This is a genomic window from Streptomyces lateritius (genome assembly GCF_014649715.1).
In the GTDB taxonomy this organism is placed as follows: domain Bacteria; phylum Actinomycetota; class Actinomycetes; order Streptomycetales; family Streptomycetaceae; genus Streptomyces; species Streptomyces lateritius.
On record NZ_BMTO01000017.1, the window covers coordinates 111,593 to 131,679 of the forward strand.

15 protein-coding genes and 1 riboswitch are annotated in these 20,087 nt (G+C 72.4%); of the genes, 12 read left to right on the plus strand and 3 right to left on the minus strand.

All coding sequences use genetic code 11. The features are described from left to right. Nucleotides 1-45: 45 nt before the first annotated feature. From IE136_RS29440 to IE136_RS29455, 4 genes are all read left to right on the plus strand, one after another. The gene (locus tag IE136_RS29440) at nt 46-1,386 is read left to right on the plus strand and encodes a M16 family metallopeptidase (protein WP_158991299.1); all 1,341 of its coding nucleotides are present in this window, start codon (nt 46-48) and stop codon (nt 1,384-1,386) included. 26 nt (nt 1,387-1,412) lie between these two features. Further along, entirely contained in the window at nt 1,413-2,780 is a 1,368-nt protein-coding gene (locus tag IE136_RS29445; RefSeq protein WP_373309178.1) for a M16 family metallopeptidase, read from the plus strand. 203 nt (nt 2,781-2,983) lie between these two features. Then, nucleotides 2,984-3,147: riboswitch (cyclic di-AMP (ydaO/yuaA leader) on the plus strand. Between the two features lie 13 nt (nt 3,148-3,160). Further along, entirely contained in the window at nt 3,161-3,943 is a 783-nt protein-coding gene (locus IE136_RS29450; protein WP_158991302.1) for a M23 family metallopeptidase, read from the plus strand. Between the two features lie 188 nt (nt 3,944-4,131). Beyond that, nucleotides 4,132-4,815, plus strand: a complete 684-nt coding sequence (locus IE136_RS29455) for a GntR family transcriptional regulator (protein ID WP_158991305.1) — start codon at nt 4,132-4,134, stop codon at nt 4,813-4,815. 177 nt (nt 4,816-4,992) lie between these two features. Here IE136_RS29455 and IE136_RS29460 read toward each other — a convergent pair whose 3' ends face one another. Then, the gene (locus tag IE136_RS29460; protein WP_158991307.1) at nt 4,993-5,274 is read right to left on the minus strand and encodes an HPr family phosphocarrier protein; all 282 of its coding nucleotides are present in this window, start codon (nt 5,272-5,274) and stop codon (nt 4,993-4,995) included. Between the two features lie 184 nt (nt 5,275-5,458). Here IE136_RS29460 and IE136_RS29465 point away from each other — a divergent pair, with 184 nt between their 5' ends. The 7 genes from IE136_RS29465 (at nt 5,459) to IE136_RS29495 (ending at nt 16,250) form a co-directional block, all read left to right on the plus strand. Continuing rightward, a complete protein-coding gene (locus tag IE136_RS29465) occupies nt 5,459-8,395 on the plus strand; it encodes a bifunctional acetate--CoA ligase family protein/GNAT family N-acetyltransferase (protein WP_189601838.1) in 2,937 nt (978 codons plus the stop codon). A 55-nt stretch (nt 8,396-8,450) separates the two neighbouring features. After that, nucleotides 8,451-9,035 (plus strand): DUF5998 family protein, encoded by a 585-nt coding sequence (locus tag IE136_RS29470; protein WP_158991310.1) that lies wholly within the window; start codon nt 8,451-8,453, stop codon nt 9,033-9,035. After that, nucleotides 9,035-10,237, plus strand: coding sequence for an alkaline phosphatase family protein (locus tag IE136_RS29475; RefSeq protein WP_158991313.1), 1,203 nt, complete (start codon nt 9,035-9,037; stop codon nt 10,235-10,237). The genes IE136_RS29470 and IE136_RS29475 overlap by 1 nt, the downstream gene beginning before the upstream one ends. A gap of 97 nt (nt 10,238-10,334) precedes the next feature. Next, entirely contained in the window at nt 10,335-10,982 is a 648-nt protein-coding gene (locus IE136_RS29480) for a thymidine kinase (RefSeq protein ID WP_158991316.1), read from the plus strand. A 157-nt stretch (nt 10,983-11,139) separates the two neighbouring features. Then, nucleotides 11,140-13,830 carry a YfhO family protein gene (locus IE136_RS29485; protein WP_229819265.1) on the plus strand — a complete coding sequence of 897 codons (2,691 nt, stop codon included), beginning with the start codon at nt 11,140-11,142 and terminating at the stop codon, nt 13,828-13,830. Between the two features lie 114 nt (nt 13,831-13,944). Further along, a complete protein-coding gene (locus IE136_RS29490) occupies nt 13,945-14,910 on the plus strand; it encodes a glycosyltransferase family 2 protein (RefSeq protein ID WP_158991318.1) in 966 nt (321 codons plus the stop codon). 2 nt (nt 14,911-14,912) lie between these two features. Then, nucleotides 14,913-16,250, plus strand: coding sequence for a polysialyltransferase family glycosyltransferase (locus IE136_RS29495; RefSeq protein WP_158991320.1), 1,338 nt, complete (start codon nt 14,913-14,915; stop codon nt 16,248-16,250). A 21-nt stretch (nt 16,251-16,271) separates the two neighbouring features. Here the strand turns inward: IE136_RS29495 and IE136_RS29500 are convergent, their stop codons facing one another. Then, a complete protein-coding gene (locus IE136_RS29500) occupies nt 16,272-17,045 on the minus strand; it encodes a VOC family protein (RefSeq protein ID WP_158991323.1) in 774 nt (257 codons plus the stop codon). Nucleotides 17,046-17,391: 346 nt separating this feature from the next. Here IE136_RS29500 and IE136_RS29505 point away from each other — a divergent pair, with 346 nt between their 5' ends. Beyond that, complete coding sequence (locus tag IE136_RS29505) at nt 17,392-18,219, plus strand: sulfurtransferase (protein WP_189601839.1); 828 nt, start codon at nt 17,392-17,394, stop codon at nt 18,217-18,219. Between the two features lie 93 nt (nt 18,220-18,312). On the opposite strand, the gene sepH is transcribed toward IE136_RS29505, so the two are convergent. Further along, a complete protein-coding gene (gene sepH / locus IE136_RS29510) occupies nt 18,313-19,380 on the minus strand; it encodes a septation protein SepH (RefSeq protein WP_158991328.1) in 1,068 nt (355 codons plus the stop codon). Between the last annotated feature and the right edge of the window lie 707 nt (nt 19,381-20,087).

A 20,087-nucleotide genomic window follows, 5' to 3' on the forward strand; every position in this document is an offset into this window, starting at 1 on the left:
GTGGCAGGACTTTTCCATATCGCGATCGAAGGGACGTACATGCCCATGGGTCACACGGCCACGGCCGAGGCCGGCTCCGGCGGCCTGACAGCGACCGAGCACCGGCTGGCCAACGGCCTGCGGGTGGTGCTCTCCGAGGACCACCTGACCCCGGTCGCCGCGGTCTGTCTCTGGTACGACGTCGGCTCGCGCCACGAGGTGGAGGGCCGCACCGGTCTCGCCCACCTCTTCGAGCACCTGATGTTCCAGGGTTCGAAGCAGGTCCACGGCAACGGTCACTTCGAGTTGGTCCAGGGTGCCGGCGGCTCGCTCAACGGCACGACGAGCTTCGAGCGCACCAACTACTTCGAGACCATGCCGACCCACCAGCTGGAGCTCGCCCTCTGGCTGGAGGCGGACCGCATGGGCTCGCTGCTGGCCGCCCTGGACGACGAGTCCATGGAGAACCAGCGGGACGTCGTCAAGAACGAGCGCCGCCAGCGGTACGACAACGTGCCGTACGGCACGGCCTTCGAGAGGCTCACCGCCCTCGCCTACCCGGAGGGCCACCCGTACCACCACACGCCGATCGGCTCCATGGCCGACCTGGACGCGGCGACCCTCGAGGACGCGCGGAGCTTCTTCCGCACGTACTACGCGCCGAACAACGCGGTGCTGTCGGTCGTCGGCGACATCGACCCGCAGCAGACCCTCGCCTGGATCGAGAAGTACTTCGGCTCCATCCCGTCCCACGACGGCAAGCTGCCGCCGCGCGACGGCGCGCTGCCCGAGATCATCGGTGACCAGCTGCGCGAAGTGGTCGAGGAGGAGGTGCCGGCCCGCGCCCTGATGGCCGCCTACCGGCTCCCGCACGACGGCACGCGCGAGTGCGACGCCGCCGACATCGCCCTGACCGTGCTGGGCGGCGGCGAGTCCTCCCGGCTCCATAACCGGCTGGTCCGCCGCGACCGCACCGCCGTAGCCGCCGGCTTCGGCCTGCTGCGGCTCGCCGGCGCGCCCTCGCTGGGCTGGCTGGACGTCAAGACCTCCGGCGGTGTCGAGGTCCCCGAGATCGAGGCGGCCGTCGACGAGGAGCTGGCCCGCTTCGCCGCCGAGGGCCCCACGCCCGAGGAGATGGAGCGCGCCCAGGCCCAGCTGGAACGCGAATGGCTCGACCGGCTCGGGACGGTCGCGGGACGCGCCGACGAACTGTGCCGCTACGCGGTGCTGTTCGGCGACCCGCAGCTCGCCCTCACCGCGGTGAACCGTGTCCTGGACGTCACCGCCGAGGAGGTGCAGGCGGTCGCCAAGGCCCGCCTGCGCCCGGACAACCGCGCGGTGCTGGTCTACGAGCCGGTCACCACCGAACAGAGCGACAGCGACGAGGAAGAGGGAGCGGACCAGTGAGCGACGCTGCCGCGTCTTTGACGAGCATGGAGTTCCACCCGCAGCCGCAGCCGGGCGCCGCCCGCCCCTGGGCCTTCCCGGCCCCGGAGCGCGGTGCGCTGGACAACGACCTGACCGTGCTGCGCTGCCACCGCCCCGGGCAGAAGGTGGTGGCCGTCGAGATCATCCTCGACGCCCCGCTGGACGCCGAGCCCACAGGTCTGGACGGCGTGGCCACGATCATGGCCCGCGCCCTCTCCGAGGGGACGGACAAGCACACGGCGGAGGAGTTCGCCGCCGAGCTGGAGCGCTGCGGCGCCACGCTCGACGCGCACGCCGACCATCCGGGCGTACGGGTCTCCCTGGAGGTCCCCGTCTCCCGCCTGCCCAAGGCACTCGGCCTGGTCTCCGAGGCGCTGATCGCGCCGGCCTTCGTGGAGACCGAGATCGAGCGTCTGGTGCGCAACCGGCTCGACGAGATCCCGCACGAGACGGCCAACCCGGCACGCCGGGCGGCGAAGCAGCTCTCCAAGGAGCTCTTCCCGGCCGACTCCCGCATGTCCCGGCCGCGCCAGGGCACCGAGGAGACGGTCGCCGCGATCGACGCGGCGGCGGTCCGCGCCTTCTACGAGGGGTATGTCCGGCCCGCCACCGCCACCGCCGTGATCGTCGGCGACCTGACCGACGTGGACGTGGACAAGGTCCTCGCCGAGACGCTGGGCGCCTGGACGGGCGACACGGCGGAGCCGCGTCCCGTCCCCCCGGTCACGGCCGACGACACCGGCCGTGTGGTCGTCGTGGACCGCCCGGGCGCCGTCCAGACGCAGCTGCTGATCGGCCGGGTCGGCGCTGACCGGCACGACCGCGTCTGGCCGGCCCAGGTCCTCGGCACGTACTGCCTCGGCGGCACCCTCACCTCCCGTCTGGACCGCGTGCTGCGGGAGGAGAAGGGCTACACCTACGGTGTGCGGGCGTTCGGGCAGGTGCTCCGCTCCGACGGCAAGGGCAACGGCGCCTCGATGCTCGCCATCAGCGGTTCCGTCGACACTCCCAACACCGGGCCGGCCCTCGACGACCTGTGGAAGGTGCTGCGCACCCTCGCCGCGGAGGGTCTGACGGACGCCGAGCGCGATGTGGCCGTGCAGAACCTGGTGGGCGTGGCCCCGCTGAAGTACGAGACCGCGGCCTCCGTCGCCGGGACGCTGGCCGACCAGGTCGAGCAGCACCTTCCGGACGATTTCCAGGCGCAGTTGTACGCGCGCCTTGCCGAGACCGGCACGGTGGAGGCGACGGCGGCGGTCGTCAACGCCTTCCCGGTGGACCGTCTTGTCACCGTGCTCGTCGGTGACGCGGCGCAGATCGAGGAGCCGGTGCGTGCCCTCGGCATCGGCGAAGTGACGGTTGTCACCGGCTGATCGAGGCTGCCCGAACCTCACCTGGAGGACCCCGTCGTCAGGGTACGTCGGGGTCCTCGCCCTTTGTCCGGATTGCGGCAGAGGATGACTGTCTGCCCTGTGGCATGTCTTACAAATCCCCGTGTCTGTTTGGTGATTGAAAGACGGTCCGTTTAGCGTCAGTCCGGCTGTTCGCCAGTTGCACCCGCCGCATCCGCGGCATCGGACAGTCATCGCCGAGTCCCCGTCAGGCGCGAGCCTGGGGAGCCGGGGACCCACACGAAGTCCCTGGGGTGAATCGGACGCCTTCGCACCCGCGGAGGGGCCCGTAGGAGACCTTCCTGCTCCGAACCCGTCAGCTAACCCGGTAGGCGAGAAGGAAGGAAAGGATCAGCCACTTCATGGCGTTCACCCGTGCCACCGGGAAGCACCGTGGTCCGAGCCGTCTGTCGCGCCGAGGCGCGGGCATCGCCGGAGTCGCGACTCTCGCCACCACCGGCGTCATCGGAACCCTCGCCTCCCCGGCGCTCGCCGCCGACGCGGACACCCGCTCCGTCGAGGACACCGGCCTGACCCAGGTGGTCGCCGCCGACGCCCTCGCCGACACGATCGACGCCCAGGCCGCCGCTCAGGAGCGCGAGGCCGCCGAGGCCGAGGCCCGGGCGAAGGCGGAGGCCAAGCGGAAGGCCGAGGCGAAGCGCAAGGCCGAGGCCCGCGCCAAGGAGATCCGCGAGGCCAAGGAGCGCGCCGCCCGCGAGGCCGAGCGCAAGCGCCTGAACTCCTTCCAGCTTCCCGTGGCCGGCTCGTACGTCAGCACCGGCTACCAGACCGGCGGCTCGCTCTGGTCCTCCGGCAGCCACTCCGGCGTCGACTTCCACGCCGCCTACGGCAGCACGGTCGTCTCCGTGGGCACCGGCACCGTGGTCGAGGCCGGCTGGGGCGGCGCGTACGGCAACAACGTCGTCATCCGGATGCACGACGGCACCTACACCCAGTACGGCCACCTGTCGTCCATCAGCGTCTCGGTCGGCCAGTCCGTCACGCCGGGCCAGCAGATCGGCATCTCCGGCTCCACCGGCAACTCGACCGGCCCGCACCTCCACTTCGAGGCCCGCACGAGCGCCGAGTACGGCTCCGACATCAACCCGGTCGCGTACCTGCGCGCCCGCGGCGTGAACGTCTGACCGACGCCCCGCATACGTTCAGAAAAGCCCCGGCTCGTACAGAGCCGGGGCTTTTCGCTGGCCAAAAGATATCCATGGATCGCCGGTAGCCATCGGAAATTCCGCCCTGCTGCAATAGAGTCACCGAAGAGTCGACGAGCAGACGTCAATCGGATGGGTTTTCGCGCGGATCAAGGCGGAGGTCGAACATGCGCATTCCCGCGCACTCGGTATGCACGGCGATCCGGGACGACATCGTCTCCGGCGTCTTCGAGCGCGGCAGCCGGCTGACGGAGGAGCAGCTGGCACGCCGTTACGGAGTCTCCCGCGTCCCCGTCCGCGAGGCGCTGCGCACCCTGGAGTCCGAGGGCTTCGTGACCACCCGCCGGCACGCGGGTGCCCAGGTCGCCGAGCCCACCGAGCAGGAGGCGGCGGACCTGCTGGACGTACGGGCGCTCCTTGAGCCGCTCGGCGCCGCCCGCGCCGCCCAGCGGCGTACCGAGGCCCATCTCAAGGTGCTGCGTGGCCTGGTCAGGCTGGGACAGGAGCGGGCACGGCGTGGGCAGGGCGAGGATCTGCGCTCGCTGGGCGGCTGGTTCCACGAGACGCTGGCCCAGGCCTCCGGCAGCCCGGCGCTCACCGCGCTGCTCACCCAGCTGCGGCACAAGATCGCCTGGATGTACGCGGTCGAGCCCGCCGCCCAGCCCGTGGAGACGTGGGCTGAGCACGGAGCGATCGTGGACGCCGTGGCGCGCGGCGACGCCGAGAGGGCGCGCGCGCTGACGGCGCTGCACGCCGAGCGTTCCCTGGTCCTCCATCGGCTGAAGCGGCCTGAGGGGGGACGTGTGAGGGTTTCGCAACATGTCGTAAACACCGCGGGCGCCCGGAATTAACGGCAGGGCCGTATACAAAGAGAAGTGAATTCGGTGGGTGCATTCGTGCTGCCCGGAATCTGTTCTGCCCGAATTCGGTGCGGGGGAATCATTCCGAAAAGGAAGACGCCGCAGCCGCCGTGATTCTTCGGCGGGTGCGGCGTCTTCGGAATTCTCGGTCGGACGGTCTCGCGGGGATCAGACGGTCTCGGGAAGCTCGTCGAGCCCCTCGGCAACCAGCTTCGCCAGGCGGTCCAGGGCGGCCTCGGCGCCCTCCGCTTCCGAAGCGAGCACGATCTCCTCGCCGCCCTGCGCGCCCAGGCCGAGCACCGCGAGCATCGACGCGGCGTTCACCGGGTTGCCATCGGCCTTCGCGATCGTCATGGGGACGCCGGAAGCCGTGGCCGCACGGACGAAGATGGAGGCGGGGCGGGCGTGCAGGCCCTCGGCCCAGCCGACGTTGACGCGGCGCTCAGCCATGGTGTTGCCCTTCAAGTCTTAGCGGGTTGTCTAGACCAGTCTCTCACGGGTTGAAGAGGTGCTCGTACCCACCTTCGGTCCCGGCGGGACGGCGTGCGGCCTTCCTACCTTGCCCGTACCGTGCGTGGCGCGCACGCCACGCACGACCGGTGCCACTGTCGTACCCCGGCCGTAGGCTTGCCCCATGCAGAGCGCGTCGGAACAGACGGCACAGCCGGAACACGCATACCCCGACCACTGGGAAGCGGACGTGGTCCTCCGTGACGGCGGTACCGCGCGCATCAGGCCCATCACCGCCGATGACGCCGACCGACTGGTCAGCTTCTACGAGCAGGTCTCGGACGAGTCGAAGTACTACCGTTTCTTCGCCCCCTACCCGCGTCTCTCCGCCAAGGACGTCCACCGCTTCACCCATCACGACTTCGTGGACAGGGTGGGGCTCGCGGCGACCATCGGCGGGGAGTTCATCGCGACCGTGCGGTACGACCGCATCAACGCCCAGGGCCTGCCCGCCTCGGCGCCGGCCGACGAGGCCGAGGTGGCCTTCCTGGTCCAGGACGCCCACCAGGGGCGGGGGGTGGCCTCCGCGCTCCTCGAACACATCGCGGCGGTGGCGCGGGAGCGGGACATCAGACGGTTCGCGGCGGAGGTGCTGCCCGCCAACACGAAAATGATCAAGGTATTCACGGACGCCGGGTACACCCAGAAGCGCAGCTTCGAGGACGGCTCCGTACGGCTCCACCTCGACCTGGAGCCGACGGACCGCTCACTCGCCGTCCAGCGGGCGCGGGAACAGCGGGCCGAGGCGCGCTCCGTGCAGCGGCTCCTCGCGCCGCGCTCGGTCGCCGTGATCGGAGCCGGGCGGACCCCCGGCGGCGTCGGCAGGACGGTCCTGCGCAACCTCCTCGACGCCGGATACACCGGACGGACGTACGCGGTGAACCGCGCCTTGGCGGAGGGGACGGCCTCGCTCGACGGGGTGCCCGCCTTCCGCTCGGTGGGGGCCATCGGCGAACCGGTGGACCTGGCGGTCGTGGCCGTGCCCGCCGAACGGGTGCCGGAGGCGGTCGCCGACTGCGGTGAACACGGGGTGCGGGGCCTGGTCGTCCTCTCCGCCGGCTACGCGGAGAGCGGGGCGGAGGGCAGGGAACGGCAGCGCGAACTGGTGCGGCAGGCCCGTTCGTACGGGATGCGGATCATCGGCCCGAACGCCTTCGGGATCATCAACACCACGTCCGGCGTCCGGCTGAACGCCTCGCTCGCCCCGCAGATGCCGACGGCCGGACGGATCGGGCTCTTCACCCAGTCCGGCGCGATCGGCATCGCGCTCCTCGCCGGGCTGCACCGCAGGGGCGCCGGTCTCTCCTCCTTCATCTCGGCCGGCAACCGGGCGGACGTCTCCGGGAACGACCTGCTGCAGCACTGGTACGACGACCCCGAGACGGACGTCGTACTGCTGTACCTGGAGTCGATAGGCAACCCCCGCAAGTTCACCCGGCTGGCCCGGCGCACGGCCGCGGTCAAGCCGGTCGTGGTCGTCAAGGGGGCGCGGCACAGCGGGAGCGCGCCACCCGGACACCGGGTCCCGGTCACCCGGATCCCGCACGCCACCGTCTCCGCGCTGCTCCGGCAGGCCGGGGTCATCCGCGTCGACACGGTCACCGAACTGGTCGACGCGGGCCTGCTCCTCGCCGGCCAGCCGCTGCCGGCCGGGCCGAGGATCGCGATCCTCGGCAACTCCGAGTCGCTCGGGCTGCTGACGTACGACGCCTGTCTCACGGAGGGGCTGCGGCCGCTCCGGCCGCTCGACCTGACGACGGGGGCGAGCCCGGCGGACTTCCGGGCCGCGCTGGCGGCGGCGCTCGTGGACGACGCCTGCGACGCGGTCGTCGTGACGGCGATCCCCTGGGTGGGGGAGAACGGCGCCGTCGAATCCGGCGACGGCGAGGCCCTCGCGGCCTTCCTCCGCGAAGCGGTCGCCTCCACCCCGCCCCCGGCGAAGCCGGTGGTCGTGGTCCACGTCGAGATGGGTGGCCTCGCGGAGGCCCTCTCCGCGGCCACCAGCACCCGCCCGACGCCGCCGCCGGCGCCGCCCGCCCCCGCCCGGCCGGGCCTCGGCGCGCCCGGGCCGACGAGCGGGCCCGCTCCGGCCAGTACTCCCGCGGAGCCCTCCGACCAGGCCGGGGCCCCCGGGGGCGCCCGCGGCGAGTCGGAGCTCGGGCGCTCCGAGGCGGCGCCGGGCGCCGGCGGGGGCAACATTCCGGCCTATCCCGCCGCCGAGCGGGCCGTGCGGGCGCTTGCCGAGGCCGTGCGGTACGGGCAGTGGCGGCGGCAGGCGGCGGAGCCCGGGCGGGTGCCGGAGTACGACGACATCGACGAGGGCGGGGCCGCCGACCAGATCGAGCGGTCGCTCGGCGAGGACGTGGACGCCCGGGGCGTCACCCTCGGCGCCGACGCGGCCGGCGAACTCCTCGCCCGGTACGGGATCACCGTGCTGCCCACCCTCCCCGCCCCGTCACCCGACAGCGCCGTCACGGCCGCCGCCCGCCTCGGCTACCCCGTCGCCCTGAAGACGACCGCGCCCCACCTGCGCCACCGGCCCGACCTCGGAGGAGTACGGCTCGACCTGGCCACGGAGGAACAACTCCGCACCGCCTACGCCGAACTGACCGACACGCTCGGCAAGCCCGAGGAGCTCCAGCCGGTCGTCCAGGCCATGGTGCCGCGCGGCGTCGACACCGTCGTCCGCTCGGCCATCGATCCGGCCGTCGGGGCCGTGCTCTCCTTCGGCCTCGCCGGAGCCGCCTCCGAACTGCTCGGCGACATGTCCCACCGGCTGGTCCCGGCCACCGACCGGGACGCCGCCGAGCTCGTACGGTCCATCCGCACCGCCCCCCTCCTCTTCGGCTGGCGCGGCTCGGCGCCCGTCGACACACCGGCCCTGGAGGAACTGCTGCTGCGGGTCTCCCGGCTCGTCGACGACCATCCGGAGGTCGTCGCCATCACCCTGGAACCCGTCGTCGTCGCGCCCCAGGGCCTCTCCGTCCTCGGCGCCACCGTCCGTCTCGCGCCGCCGCCGCCCCGCACGGACCTCGGCCCACGCCGGCTGCCGAGCTACTGACGCCCCCCGACCAAGCGGCCAGGAGCGCCCCCTCCGACGGATTAGGATGGAGTCCATGGCGAAGACCGGTACGACGACCCAGGGGCTGCGCGCGGCGATCGAGCGCAGCGGCTACTACCCGGCCCTCGTGGCCGAGGCGGTGGAGGCCGCCGTCGGTGGCGAGGCGATCGCGTCGTACCTCGTGCACCAGGAGACCACGTTCGACTCCAACGAGGTCCGCCGTCACGTCACGGTCCTGGTCCTGACGGCCAACCGCTTCATCGTCAGCCACACCGACGAGCAGGCCGCCGACACCAGCTCCCCGACGCCCTACGCCACGACCTCCACGGAGTCGGTCAAGCTCGACCGGATCTCCTCGGTCGTCGTCAGCCGCGTCGTCGCCAACCCGGAGTCCTACACGCCCGGCACCCTGCCCCGCGAGGTCGTCCTCACCATCGGCTGGGGCGCCGTCTCGCGCATCGACCTGGAGCCCGCCGCCTGCGGCGACCCGAACTGCGACGCCGACCACGGCTACACCGGCAACGCCACCGCCGACGACCTCAGCCTGCGCGTCAGCGACGCCGGCGACGGCCCGGACACGGTCCGGCAGACCCTGGCGTTCGCGCAGTCGCTCTCCGAAGCCACCGCGGCGACCCGCTGATGGTCCAGCCCACCACCGTCACCGGCTGGCCCGACGAACCGCTTCCGCTCGCCCTCGACACCGCGCCCGTCCCCGAGTACGGCTCCGGCTCCCTGGCCGACCTCCTGCCGACGCTCGTCGCCGGCCAGGGCGCGGCCGGATGCGACGCCCGGATCGCCGAGCTCACCCCCGCCGACCGGAACTGCGTCTTCCTGATCGACGGCCTGGGCTGGGAGCAGATCAAGGCCCACCCGGACGAGGCGCCGTACCTCACCTCGCTCCTCGCCTCCTCGCGGGGCGGCACGGGCCGGCCGATCACCGCCGGATTCCCCGCCACCACCGCGACCTCGCTCGCCTCGGTCGGCACGGGCCGGGTCCCCGGCGCGCACGGCCTGCCCGGCTACACCGTCCGCAACCCGGAGACCGGCGAGCTGATGAACCAGCTCCGCTGGAAGCCGTGGACGCCGCCCCAGGTCTGGCAGCCGTACCCCACCGTCTTCCAGCTCGCGCACGAGGCCGGGATTCATACCTCCCAGGTGTCCTCGCCGATCTTCCAGGACACCCCGCTCACCAAGATCGCCCTGAGCGGCGGAACGTTTCACGGCCGGCTCTCCGGCGAGGAACGCATGGACTTCTCCGCCGAGCAGCTCGCCGCCGGCGACCGGTCGCTGGTCTACACGTACTACAGCGAGCTCGACGGCGCGGGCCACCGCTTCGGCATCGACTCCGACGCCTGGCGCGGCCAGCTGATGTTCGTCGACCGGCTCGTCCAGCGCCTCGCCGAGCAACTGCCGCCCCGCTCCGCCCTGTACGTCACCGCCGACCACGGCATGGTGGACATCCCCTTCGACGAGCAGTCCCGGATCGACTTCGACGAGGACTGGGAGCTCCGCGCCGGGGTCGCGCTCCTCGGCGGCGAGGGCCGCGCCCGTCATGTCTACGCCGTGCCGGGCGCCGAGACCGACGTCCTGACGTGCTGGCGCGAGGTGCTCGGCGAGCAGTTCTGGGTGGCCAGCCGCGACGAGGCGCTCGCCCTCGGCTGGTTCGGTGACGAGGTCGACGAGCGGGTGTACGGCAGGATCGGTGACGTCGTCGCGGCGGCCCACGACGACGTCGTCATCACCGCGTCGGTCAACGAGCCGCACGAGTCGGCGATGGTCGGCATGCACGGCTCGATGACCCCCGCGGAGCAGTTTGTCCCGCTCCTCGAAGTCCGTTCCTGACCGTCCGACCGTCCGCTCGTCCTGGCCGATCGCTCGTTCTGATCTTCCGCGCGCTCCTCGACCTCTGCCTTCCGACCTGAAAGGTCCGCGACCTCCCATGCCCGAGCTGGTGTTCTTCTCCGGAACGATGGACTGCGGAAAGAGCACCCTCGCTCTTCAGATCGAGCACAACCGGTCCGCCCGCGGGCTGCAGGGCATGATCTTCACGCGGGACGACCGTGCGGGGGTGGGCAAGCTGTCCTCCCGCCTCGGCCTGGTCACGGACGCCGTGGAGGCGGCGGAGGGCTTCGACTTCTACGCGTACCTCGTCGGGCACCTGTCGAAGGGCGGCCGCTGCGACTACGTCATCGCGGACGAGGCACAGTTCCTCTCGCCCGAGCAGATCGACCAGCTCGCCCGGGTCGTCGACGACCTCGAGCTCGACGTCTTCGCCTTCGGGATCACGACGGACTTCCGCTCCAAGCTCTTCCCCGGCTCCCAGCGGCTCGTGGAACTCGCCGACCGAGTCGAGGTCCTCCAGGTCGAGGCGCTGTGCTGGTGCGGAGCCCGTGCGACCCACAACGCGCGCACCGTCGGCGGAGAGATGGTCGTCGAGGGCGCGCAGGTCGTGGTCGGCGACGTGGACGCGGGCGACGAGATCGGCTACGAAGTGCTCTGCCGCCGCCACCACCGACGCCGTATGACGGCCGCCACCGCCCGCGCGGCGGCTCTCTCTCCCGACGTACTCCCGGTCACCCCGATGTGACCTGGTGTTCAGGCGCCTCGTGTTCACCTCGGCGGAACCCGGGGACCTCCTGCTGATCGGATGCGAGTCGCCCGGCTGGGCTGTCATTGCCGTCGGCCCGTGACGTGACCACCGGGCCTCCGCGCATCCGCGCGCCGCGCGACACCCCGGAGGACGTGTGCCCCCTGCTGCCGAGACCGTGCCCGACCGGGGCGAAGGCGCGCGGACCGCGAAGCCCGACGAACACGACGACCCGAAGCCCGACGAACACGACGACGCGAACCCCGAAGGCGCAGGAGCGGACCGGCCGGACCGGGCGGGCCGGGAGCTCGCGCGGCTCCGGCACAGCGCGCGACTGCGCGCCGCCTCCGGGGCAGCCTTCCTGAGCTGCCTCGTGCTCTGCCTCGGCGGGGCGCTGGCCGGCAGTCATCCCTTCGGGCCCACCACCCGCAACATCGTCGACCTCGGCCAGCAGTACCTCCCCTTCCACGCCTACTGGCGCAGCCTGCTGCTCGGCGACGCCGACGGCGATCTGTTCCTCAACTGGAGCTCGGGCTTCGGCTCGAACTTCCTGGGCGACTACGGCACGTACCTGAGCAGCCCGTTCGACCTGATGGTCGTGCTCTTCCCGGCCGACCGGATCGAACTCGCCCTCTACGTCATCACCGCCGCCAAGATCACCGCCGCGGGCGGCGCGATGGCCGCCCTGCTCCTGACCCTGCGCCGCGGCCCCTGGCCGGTGGCCGCCGTCCTGGGAGCGGCGTACGCGCTGTGCGGCTGGACCCTTAACTACGGCGCCACCGTGCCGATGTGGCTCGACGGTCTGCTGGCCTTCCCGCTGCTGTGTCTGGTCGGCGAGTGGGCCAGGGCCGGGCGCCGCCCGGTGCTCGGCCCGCTGGTCGTGGCGGTGGCCTGGTACGCCAACTTCTACACGGCCTACATGGCGACCGTCGGCGCGGCCGTCGTCCTCGTGGTCCGGCTGCTGACGGCCGACGACGCCGGGCGCCGGCGCCTGGCCGGACTGCTGCGCGCCGCCCGGGCGGTCCTCGTGGGCATCGGTCTCGCGGCGCCGCTCGTCGTGGTGATCTTCCTGGCCACCCGGGTCGCGGACCCCACCCCCGAGGTGGCGTTCACCGCCGTCGCCTGGACGGAGGTCTTCGCCCGGCTGCTTCCGGCCACGGCGAGCGTGGCCAGCCCCGCCCTCTTCATCGGCACCCCCGCCCTCGCGCTCGCACTGACCCTGCCCTTCAACGGCGCGGTGGCCCCGCGCGTCCGCGCCGCCTGGACCGCCGCCGTCTGCCTGGTCGCGCTCTCGATGCAGTGGGAGCCCACCCATCTGCTCTGGCACGCCGGGGCCTCGCCCAACGGCATTCCGTACCGTCAGACCTTCGTGCTCTGCGGCCTGTTGCTGATGGCGGCCTGGCTGTCCACCGCCCAGGGGCTGCCCCGGGCACCCGCTCTGCTCGCCGCCGGGGCCCTCCTCGCCGCGATGACGTACGCGGCCCGGGGCAGTGCCGTCGTCGACCGCTGGACCTACCCCGCCTTCGCGGCCGCGCTGACCCTCGCCGTGCTCGCCGCGGCGGCCGTGCTCCTCGCCCGCCGCTGCACCGGGCGTCTCGCGGTCGGCGCGCGGGCCCTGCCCGCCGCGGCCGTGACCCTCCTCGTCGTCGCCCAGGCCGGCGAGACCGCTGTCACGGCGGGCAGGATCGAGGAACAGCAGCTCGGCAAGGTCGCCTGGGCCCCGCGACTCGGACCCTGGCACGAGGACATGGCGAGAGCCACCGCGCGCGAGGACGCCTGGCCGCGCCACCGGACGGACCCCGGCGAGGTGTCGGGCGGCAACGACGTCCTGCTGGTCGGCGGGCAGGGCGCCGACTACTACTCCAGCCTGACCTCGGACACGTACTCCCGTACGCTCTCCGCCCTCGGCTTCGGCTTCTACGCCAAGGGCCGCCACCCCGTCGGCCTCGACCACCCCGTCACCGACGCGCTCTTCTCGATCGGGACCCGGATGCGGTCCCGGCCCTCCGCGCCCGTACGGACCGACGAGCCGCCCGAGGCCACGATCACCACCACCCGGTCCGCCGTGCCGCCGCTCGTCACCGTCCGCCCGGACCTACGGCTGCCCGCGAGCGGCGTCCGCTTCGGCGACTCCGCCTTCGCCAACCAGGAACTTCTGCTCGGCACCCAGGTGTACGCGACACCGGCCGGACTCCGCCGCACGGACGGCCCCGGGAGCGCCACCACGCTGACGGCCTCCTGCCCCGCCGACGCCGGACTCTGGCTCTGGGCCCCGGGATTCAAGGGGACGGCGGCCCTGGCGGGCCGCCCGACCGTGGACTTCGCGGGCGGCCTGCCGTCGGTCCAGGGCCCCATGCGGTCGCTCGGCACCGTCCCGGCGTCCGGCTCCGTACGGATCGAGGTACGCGCCGCCGAGGGCACCCCGGCCCTTCCCAGGCAGCCGGTCGGCTGCCTGGTCCAGGAGAAGCTGGACACGGCGGTACGACGGCTGACGGCGACCGGCGCCACCGCCGTACGGACCACCGGCCACACCCTCACCGCCGAACTCCCGGCCGGAAGCACCGGAACCGCCGTCATCGCCGTCCCCCGGATCTCCGGCTGGAGCTGCGCCGCCGGTGACGCGCCGCACGCTCCCGCCCAGCGGCACCTCGGCCTCCTGGCCGTCCCCCTCGACGGCGAGACGACCACGGTCAGCTGCGCCTTCCGGCCCCCGGGACTGCGGCTCGGCGGCGCCGTCGGCGCCCTCGCGCTGCTCTGTCTGGCGGCGATCGGATTCCGGCACCGGTTTCTCCGCAGGACGACAAGAATTCATCCGCAGTGCACATCGGGCTCGTCCGACGGGAATTGACGATCGATACGCTGCCCCCCTGACCGGCTTTCGTCCGTGTGAACGCTCGGGCGCCACGATCGCTCATAGGCCCGAGCGATCGATTGATCGACTGTGTGAGTGTTGGGATTCCGTGTGCCGAAACTGTCCGTCATCGTGCCTCTCCACAATGTCGGGATCTATGCCCCCGACACCATGCGCAGCCTCGCGAACAACGCGGACCCGGACTTCGAGTTCCTGCTGATCGACGACTGCTCCACGGACGACACACCCTATGTCCTCGACCGCTGGCAGAGCCGGATCCCGAACGCCGCCGTGATCCGCCACGAGACGAACCTCGGGGTGGCCCAGGCGCGCAACACCGGTCTGGACGCCGCGACCGGGGACTACGTCACCTTCCTCGACGGCGACGACTGGTACGCCCCCGGCCACCTGCGGGCCATGGTCGACTCCATCGAGACACTCGGCTGCGACTTCGCCCGTACCGACCATGTGCAGTCGACCGGCAGGTCGCGCAGTATTCGCTACGCGCCCGCCAAAAAGCGCGACGCCGTGATGGATCCGCGGGACGGAATCGCCCCCGCGAGCATGGTGACGATGGTGGACTATCCCTTCGTCCCCTTCGGGATCTACAGCGGCCGCCTTTTCGAGAACGGCGCCTCCCGATTCGAGACGAGATTGCGCACCGCCGAGGACCGGCTCTGGATCTGGCGGCTCCATCTGAAAGCCACCACATTCGCGGCTCTCAGCCTTCACGGCGTCTTCTACCGGCGGGGTGTCACCACGTCTCTCACCCAGATCACCGACCATCGCCAGCTCGACTTCATTCCGTCCTACGACCTTCTCCTCGAAGAGGTGGCGAAAGACGCCGAGGCCGACCGCTTCCTGCCGAAGGCGGTCCGCACCTACTGCGCCATGATCGCCTTTCACATGGGGAAGGCCGACCAGTACGAGCCGGCCGTGACGAAGCGGCTCAGGCAGAACGTGACCGACGCCCTGCGCCGCATGCCGCAGCAGGTGCTCGACGAGACCCTGGCGACGATGGACAGCGCCCGCGCCACGCTGCTCCGGAGCCTGCGCGCCACCGGAAGGACCGCCTGACCATGAACCCGCATCCGCGTATCCCGACGCAGATCTTCCAGGTGTCGACGCTGTACGGAGCGGCCACCCTGGCGGCGGCGCTCGACGCCGGCCGGTTCGGCGCCCCCGAGGACGCCCGACGCATCCTGCTGGTGGCGAACAACGCCGAGATCCCGGAGACGGCGCTGCGGCTCGACGAGATGACCGGATACGGCCGGATCGCCGCCCGCTTCGACGAGGCGATCGACTGGAACGAGGCCATCCACCCCCACCACCCGAGCTCCTGGGCGCCCCGCCCCGAGGAGGCGCCGCTGTGGCAGCGGGTGTTCCGCACGGCGTGGGGCCTGGGCGGCGCACCGGTGGAGCTGATCGTCGAATCCATCCAGGTCAACCCCGCCAAGGCGCTCGCCGCCGTCTTCGCCGAGAGTTCCGTCCAGCTGTATGCCGACGGGCTCATGAGCTACGGGCCGACGCGCGCCGAGCTGCCGCAGTCGATCGCCTGCCGCATCCATCGGCTGCTCCATCTCGACCTGGTGCCGGGGCTGCGTCCGCTGCTCCTGTCCGAGTACGGCGTCGAACCCGAACTCGTACCCGACGCCGCCTTCCGGACCGTGCTCGCGGAGATCGCGGAGGACGCCGAAGGCGACCACGGACTGGCGGACGCGGTCGCGGCCGCCCCGACCGCCCTCCTCCTCGGCCAGTACCTCGCCGCCCTCGGCATCCTCACCGCCGACGAGGAGGAGGAACTGCACGTCCGCATGGTGCGGGGCGCCGCGGCCGCCGGCCACGAGTCGGTGATCTTCAAGCCGCATCCGACCGCGCCCGCCCGCTACTCGCTCGCCCTGAACGAGGCGGCCGATGAGATCGGTGTACGGCTGACCGTCCTGGACGGCCCGTTGCTCGCCGAGACCTTCTACGAGCGCTGCCGGCCGCGGCTCGTCGTGGGCTGCTTCTCGACCGCGATGCTCACGGCGTCCGTGTACTACGACGTCCCGATCGCCCGGGTGGGCACCGAGACGGTCCTGGAGCGGTTGCGGCCCTACGAGAACAGCAACCGCGTGCCGCTGACCGTCGTGGATCACATCGTGCCGGACCTGGAGTCCGGGACGGGTGCCGCCGTGCCCGGAAGCGCTCCGCCGACGCTGACGCCGCTCGTCCGCGCCGTGGGGTACTGCATGCAGCCGAAGCTCCACCCCCTGCTGCGGGACGAGACCGCCCGGTTCCTCGACGCCCGTCAGGGCGACGAGGCCACCGCGCGGTACTTCCCGGCGGAACGCCTGACCGAGCTCGGACTGCCCGGCGGCTCCCCCCGCTCCGCGTCCCGGCTCCGCCGGAGCCTCGCCCGGAGCGGCAAGAGCTGACCGACGTCGGGGGCGGAGGTCTCAGGCGTCCGCCGAACGGACGATCGTGAAGACCGCGCCTTCCGGGTCCGCCACCAGGGCATGGCGGCCCGTCGCGTCCTCGGCGGGCGGCCGCAGCACATGGCCGCCCAGCTCGGTGACGAGGTCGGCGGCCGCGTCCGTGTCGGCGACCTCGAAGTACGTCATCCAGTGAGGCCCCCGGTCACGCGGCAGCGCGGAGCCGACGCCGTGCAGCGACGCCACCGGTTTCCCGTCGACGCGCAGGGTGAGGTAGTCGAAGTCGGCGGAGACGGTCGGCTCCGCCTCGTACCCGAACACCGTCCGGTAGAACTTGCCGACCGCCGACGTCTCGTACGTCAGCAGCTCGTTCCAGACCGGCGTCCCGGGTGCTCCCATCGCCGCGGCGCCCTGGTGCAGCCGGGCCTGCCAGACACCGAAGACGGCCCCGGTGGGGTCCGAACAGATCACCATCCGTCCGGCTTCGCCCGCGTCCAGGGGGCCCACCGCGACCGTGCCGCCGCAAGAGCGGATGGACTCCGCCGTCTCGCCGGCGTCGTCCGAGGCCAGATACGTCGTCCAGGCGACCGGCAGGTGCCGGTCGGGCGGCAGCTGGCCGATGCCCGCCACCTCCCTGCCGTCGAGCAGTGCACGGACGTACGGGCCGAGTTGCTGAGGGCCGGGCAGGAACTCCCAGCCGAAGAGCGCTCCGTAGAACTCCTGCGTCGCGTCAATCCCATGCACCATCAAACTGACCCAACAGGGTGTACCCGGTGTGCGCCGAGTCGCCGCGGTCATCGTCACTCTCTCCTCGGACCATCGTCGTGGCCGTGCGGGGGGACAGGGCATGCGCGCGAGCTCGTGCGAGGCGAGGGAGGCGGGAACACCAGGTCCCCGGGGGGTCCGTGGCGCATCCGTACCCGCCGTCCGGCCGTCGTACGCACACCTCGGTTCGCGTGCCCGGGTCGATGCTCGCACCACCGGGCGCGTCGCGCGCCACGGCCGCGCCGCTTTTTGGCGCGATCCCGCAGGAGGATGCCTGGATCTGTCGGCGGCTTCCCGCCGGTTTCGCGGAGGGATTCCCGTCGGTTCTTCGTCGGCTGTTCGGGCCACCGTCGGCGCGTGCTGCGCGAGGATGGCACTCATGAAGCCCATCATCACCGCAAGCGAACTCGTGAGCGAGCTGGCGGGGGCCAGGCCCCCCGTCCTGCTGGACGTCCGCTGGGAGCTCGGCGGCCCGCCCGGACGGCCCGCGTACGAGGCCGGCCATCTCCCCGGCGCGGTCTACGTCGACCTGGACGCGGAACTGGCCGGTCCGCCCGGCGCCGGTGGGCGGCACCCGCTGCCCGACGTGGCAGCCTTCGGGGCGACCATGCGCCGGGCGGGCGTCTCGGCGGACACACCGGTCGTCGTCTACGACGGCGGGCTCGGCTGGAGCGCGGCCCGCGCCTGGTGGCTGCTGCGCTGGACGGGCCATCAGGACGTACGCGTCCTGGACGGAGGGCTCGCGGTCTGGCCGGGGGAGTTGTCGCAGGAGGTCCCGCGGCCGGAGCCGGGCGACTTCGTCCCCGTACCGGGCGCGCTCGGCCTGCTCGACGCGGACGGGGCGGGGGCGCTGGCCGGCGCGGGGTTGCTGCTGGACGCGCGGGCCGCGGAGCGGTACCGGGGTGACGTGGAGCCGATCGACCTGGTCGGCGGGCACATCCCCGGTGCGGTGTCGGCCCCGACGACGGAGAACGTGGACGGGGAGGGCCGCTTCCTGCCGGCGGAGGCCCTGGCGGCCCGATTCTCCGCGCTCGGCGCCATCGCGGACAAGGAGGTAGCCGTCTACTGCGGCTCGGGCGTCTCCGGCGCCCACGAGGTTCTCGCCCTGGAGCTCGCGGGCATCCCCGCCGCCCTGTACGCGGGCTCCTGGTCGGAGTGGTCCCGCGACCCGGCCCGCCCGGTGGCCAAGGGCCCCGACCCTGAGTAGGCCCCGAACCCGGCGCGACCCGGAGCCCCGCGGAGAGGGGGCCGCACCTTTTTCCGGCGCGGCCCCCTCTCCCGTACGGCCCTACGTACAGCGTCAGTCCTGCTTCTTCCGCCGGGTGCCGAAGACGATCTCGTCCCAGCTCGGGACCGCCGCGCGGCGGCCCGGGCGGACGCCGTCCGCCTCGGCCTGGCGGTCCGTCGTGCCCGTCAGGCGGTCACGGTGGCCGGACACCGCGCGCGGCATCAGGACGTCGGCGTAGGCCGAGCCGGCGCCGGCCGAGGCCGCCGGAGCCGGGGGCTCCTCCGCCTCGGGTTCGTCGCAGGGCTCGGCCGAGACCGGTTCGGTGTTCCGGTCGGGGACGACCATGTCACCGCGGAAGCTCGGTACCGCCTCCAGCAGGCTGGTCAGCGAGTCCCGTTCCTCCTCCGGCTCCGGGGCGGGCGCGGGCGCACGCTCCAGCTGGCGGTCCAGGGCGCGGTCCAGCGGCCGGTCGCGCGGCAGCCGGGCGATCCGCGGCACGAACGGGAAGCTCGGCTCGGGCGCGGCGGCGATGGTGTCGTCGGTCTCGCCGATCAGCGCGCGCGCCTCGTCGTCCACGGCCTGGACGAGCCGCCTGGGCGGGTCGTACGTCCAGCTCGCCGTGTGGACCTCGCCGGCCACGCGGTAGACGAGCAGCACCTCCCAGGTGCCGTCGTCACGGCGCCAGGAGTCCCACTGCACGGTGTCCTTCTCGGCCCCGCGCAGCAGCAGTCGCTCCTGCACGGCCTCGCCGAGCTGTGGTCCGGTGTTCTCTCCGGGCCGGCGTACGGGCGTCTTGCGGGCCCGCTCCGCCATGAACGCCCGCTCCGCGAGCACGGGGCCCTCGAAGCGCCGCACGCGGTCGACGGGGATCCCGGCGAGCTGGGCGACCTCCTCCGCGGAGGCTCCGGCACGTATCCGCGCCTGGATGTCCCGGGGACGGAGGTGGCTCTCCACCTCGATCTCGATCTGACCGAGCCGCGCTCGGTCGTTGCGCACGGCGGCGCGCAGCCGCTCGTCGATCGGAAGGGTGTACTCCGTGCTGTCAGCAGCCTTCAGCACCAGTCGTGTGCCGTCGTTGGAGACGGCCACGACACGCAGTTCGGGCATGGGGACCTCCCGGGTGGTGCCTGCCGACGTCACGTGCGTCGCTGCTTCCGCTAGTCGAGTGTGGCCTGCCCGGGTGCAGCCTGCCACAACCTTGCCGAGTTGCCCGGCGTGTCGGGCATGGACCCTGGTACGCCGTTATGGCACGGTTACCTGTTTCGCAACGCAGCGTGACCGGTGGTCACGCTGTGCAGCAGGCGTCCGTGCGGTGCCGCGGCGCCGCCGGTTCGAGTGCCGCCTTCGGCCCCCTCCCGTAGCCCCGAGCACCCTTGCGGGAGCGCGGACCCAGGGCTCGACACAGTACTCCATTCGGACCACCTGGGTGGACCGGCGCGCCGCCCAACTTCTCCGGAGGCGCGGGAGTTGACTCACCGACGCCCTCACTCTCGCGTGTCACTCTTCACAGAAAAACCAGAAACGGAACTATTCGCTTCGCCCATTTGTCCTTTCTGGGTGCATGGTTGCCCGGAACCGCCCGGTCGCCGATCCCGACCGTACTCAGGTCCTCGCGATCGTGGACGAGTTCGGAGCGGCGTCCACCCACGGGACCCGCGTCCGCGGCTGGAGGCGCTCCGCCGTCGCAGCCGCGCTCGTCTTCCTGGTGTCGATGGGCGGCGTGACCGCGTATGAACTGATCTCCGACCAGGACTTCAGCGGTACGAAGGGGGCCACGACCGTCGGATCGGCCGTCCGGGGCGGCGGCGACGGCACCAGGAACGAACCGTCGACCGACGAGCCGGCGA

Bases quoted from the DNA above. Each gene is read 5' to 3' on its own strand.
- IE136_RS29440 (WP_158991299.1), top strand. From the start codon at position 46: ATGGGTCACACGGCCACGGCCGAGGCCGGCTCCGGCGGCCTGACAGCG.
- IE136_RS29445 (WP_373309178.1), top strand. From the start codon at position 1,413: ATGGAGTTCCACCCGCAGCCGCAGCCGGGCGCCGCCCGCCCCTGGGCC.
- IE136_RS29450 (WP_158991302.1), top strand. From the start codon at position 3,161: ATGGCGTTCACCCGTGCCACCGGGAAGCACCGTGGTCCGAGCCGTCTG.
- IE136_RS29455 (WP_158991305.1), top strand. From the start codon at position 4,132: ATGCGCATTCCCGCGCACTCGGTATGCACGGCGATCCGGGACGACATC.
- IE136_RS29460 (WP_158991307.1), bottom strand. From the start codon at position 5,274: ATGGCTGAGCGCCGCGTCAACGTCGGCTGGGCCGAGGGCCTGCACGCC.
- IE136_RS29465 (WP_189601838.1), top strand. From the start codon at position 5,459: ATGCAGAGCGCGTCGGAACAGACGGCACAGCCGGAACACGCATACCCC.
- IE136_RS29470 (WP_158991310.1), top strand. From the start codon at position 8,451: ATGGCGAAGACCGGTACGACGACCCAGGGGCTGCGCGCGGCGATCGAG.
- IE136_RS29475 (WP_158991313.1), top strand. From the start codon at position 9,035: ATGGTCCAGCCCACCACCGTCACCGGCTGGCCCGACGAACCGCTTCCG.
- IE136_RS29480 (WP_158991316.1), top strand. From the start codon at position 10,335: ATGCCCGAGCTGGTGTTCTTCTCCGGAACGATGGACTGCGGAAAGAGC.
- IE136_RS29495 (WP_158991320.1), top strand. From the start codon at position 14,913: ATGAACCCGCATCCGCGTATCCCGACGCAGATCTTCCAGGTGTCGACG.
- IE136_RS29500 (WP_158991323.1), bottom strand. From the start codon at position 17,045: ATGACCGCGGCGACTCGGCGCACACCGGGTACACCCTGTTGGGTCAGT.
- IE136_RS29505 (WP_189601839.1), top strand. From the start codon at position 17,392: ATGAAGCCCATCATCACCGCAAGCGAACTCGTGAGCGAGCTGGCGGGG.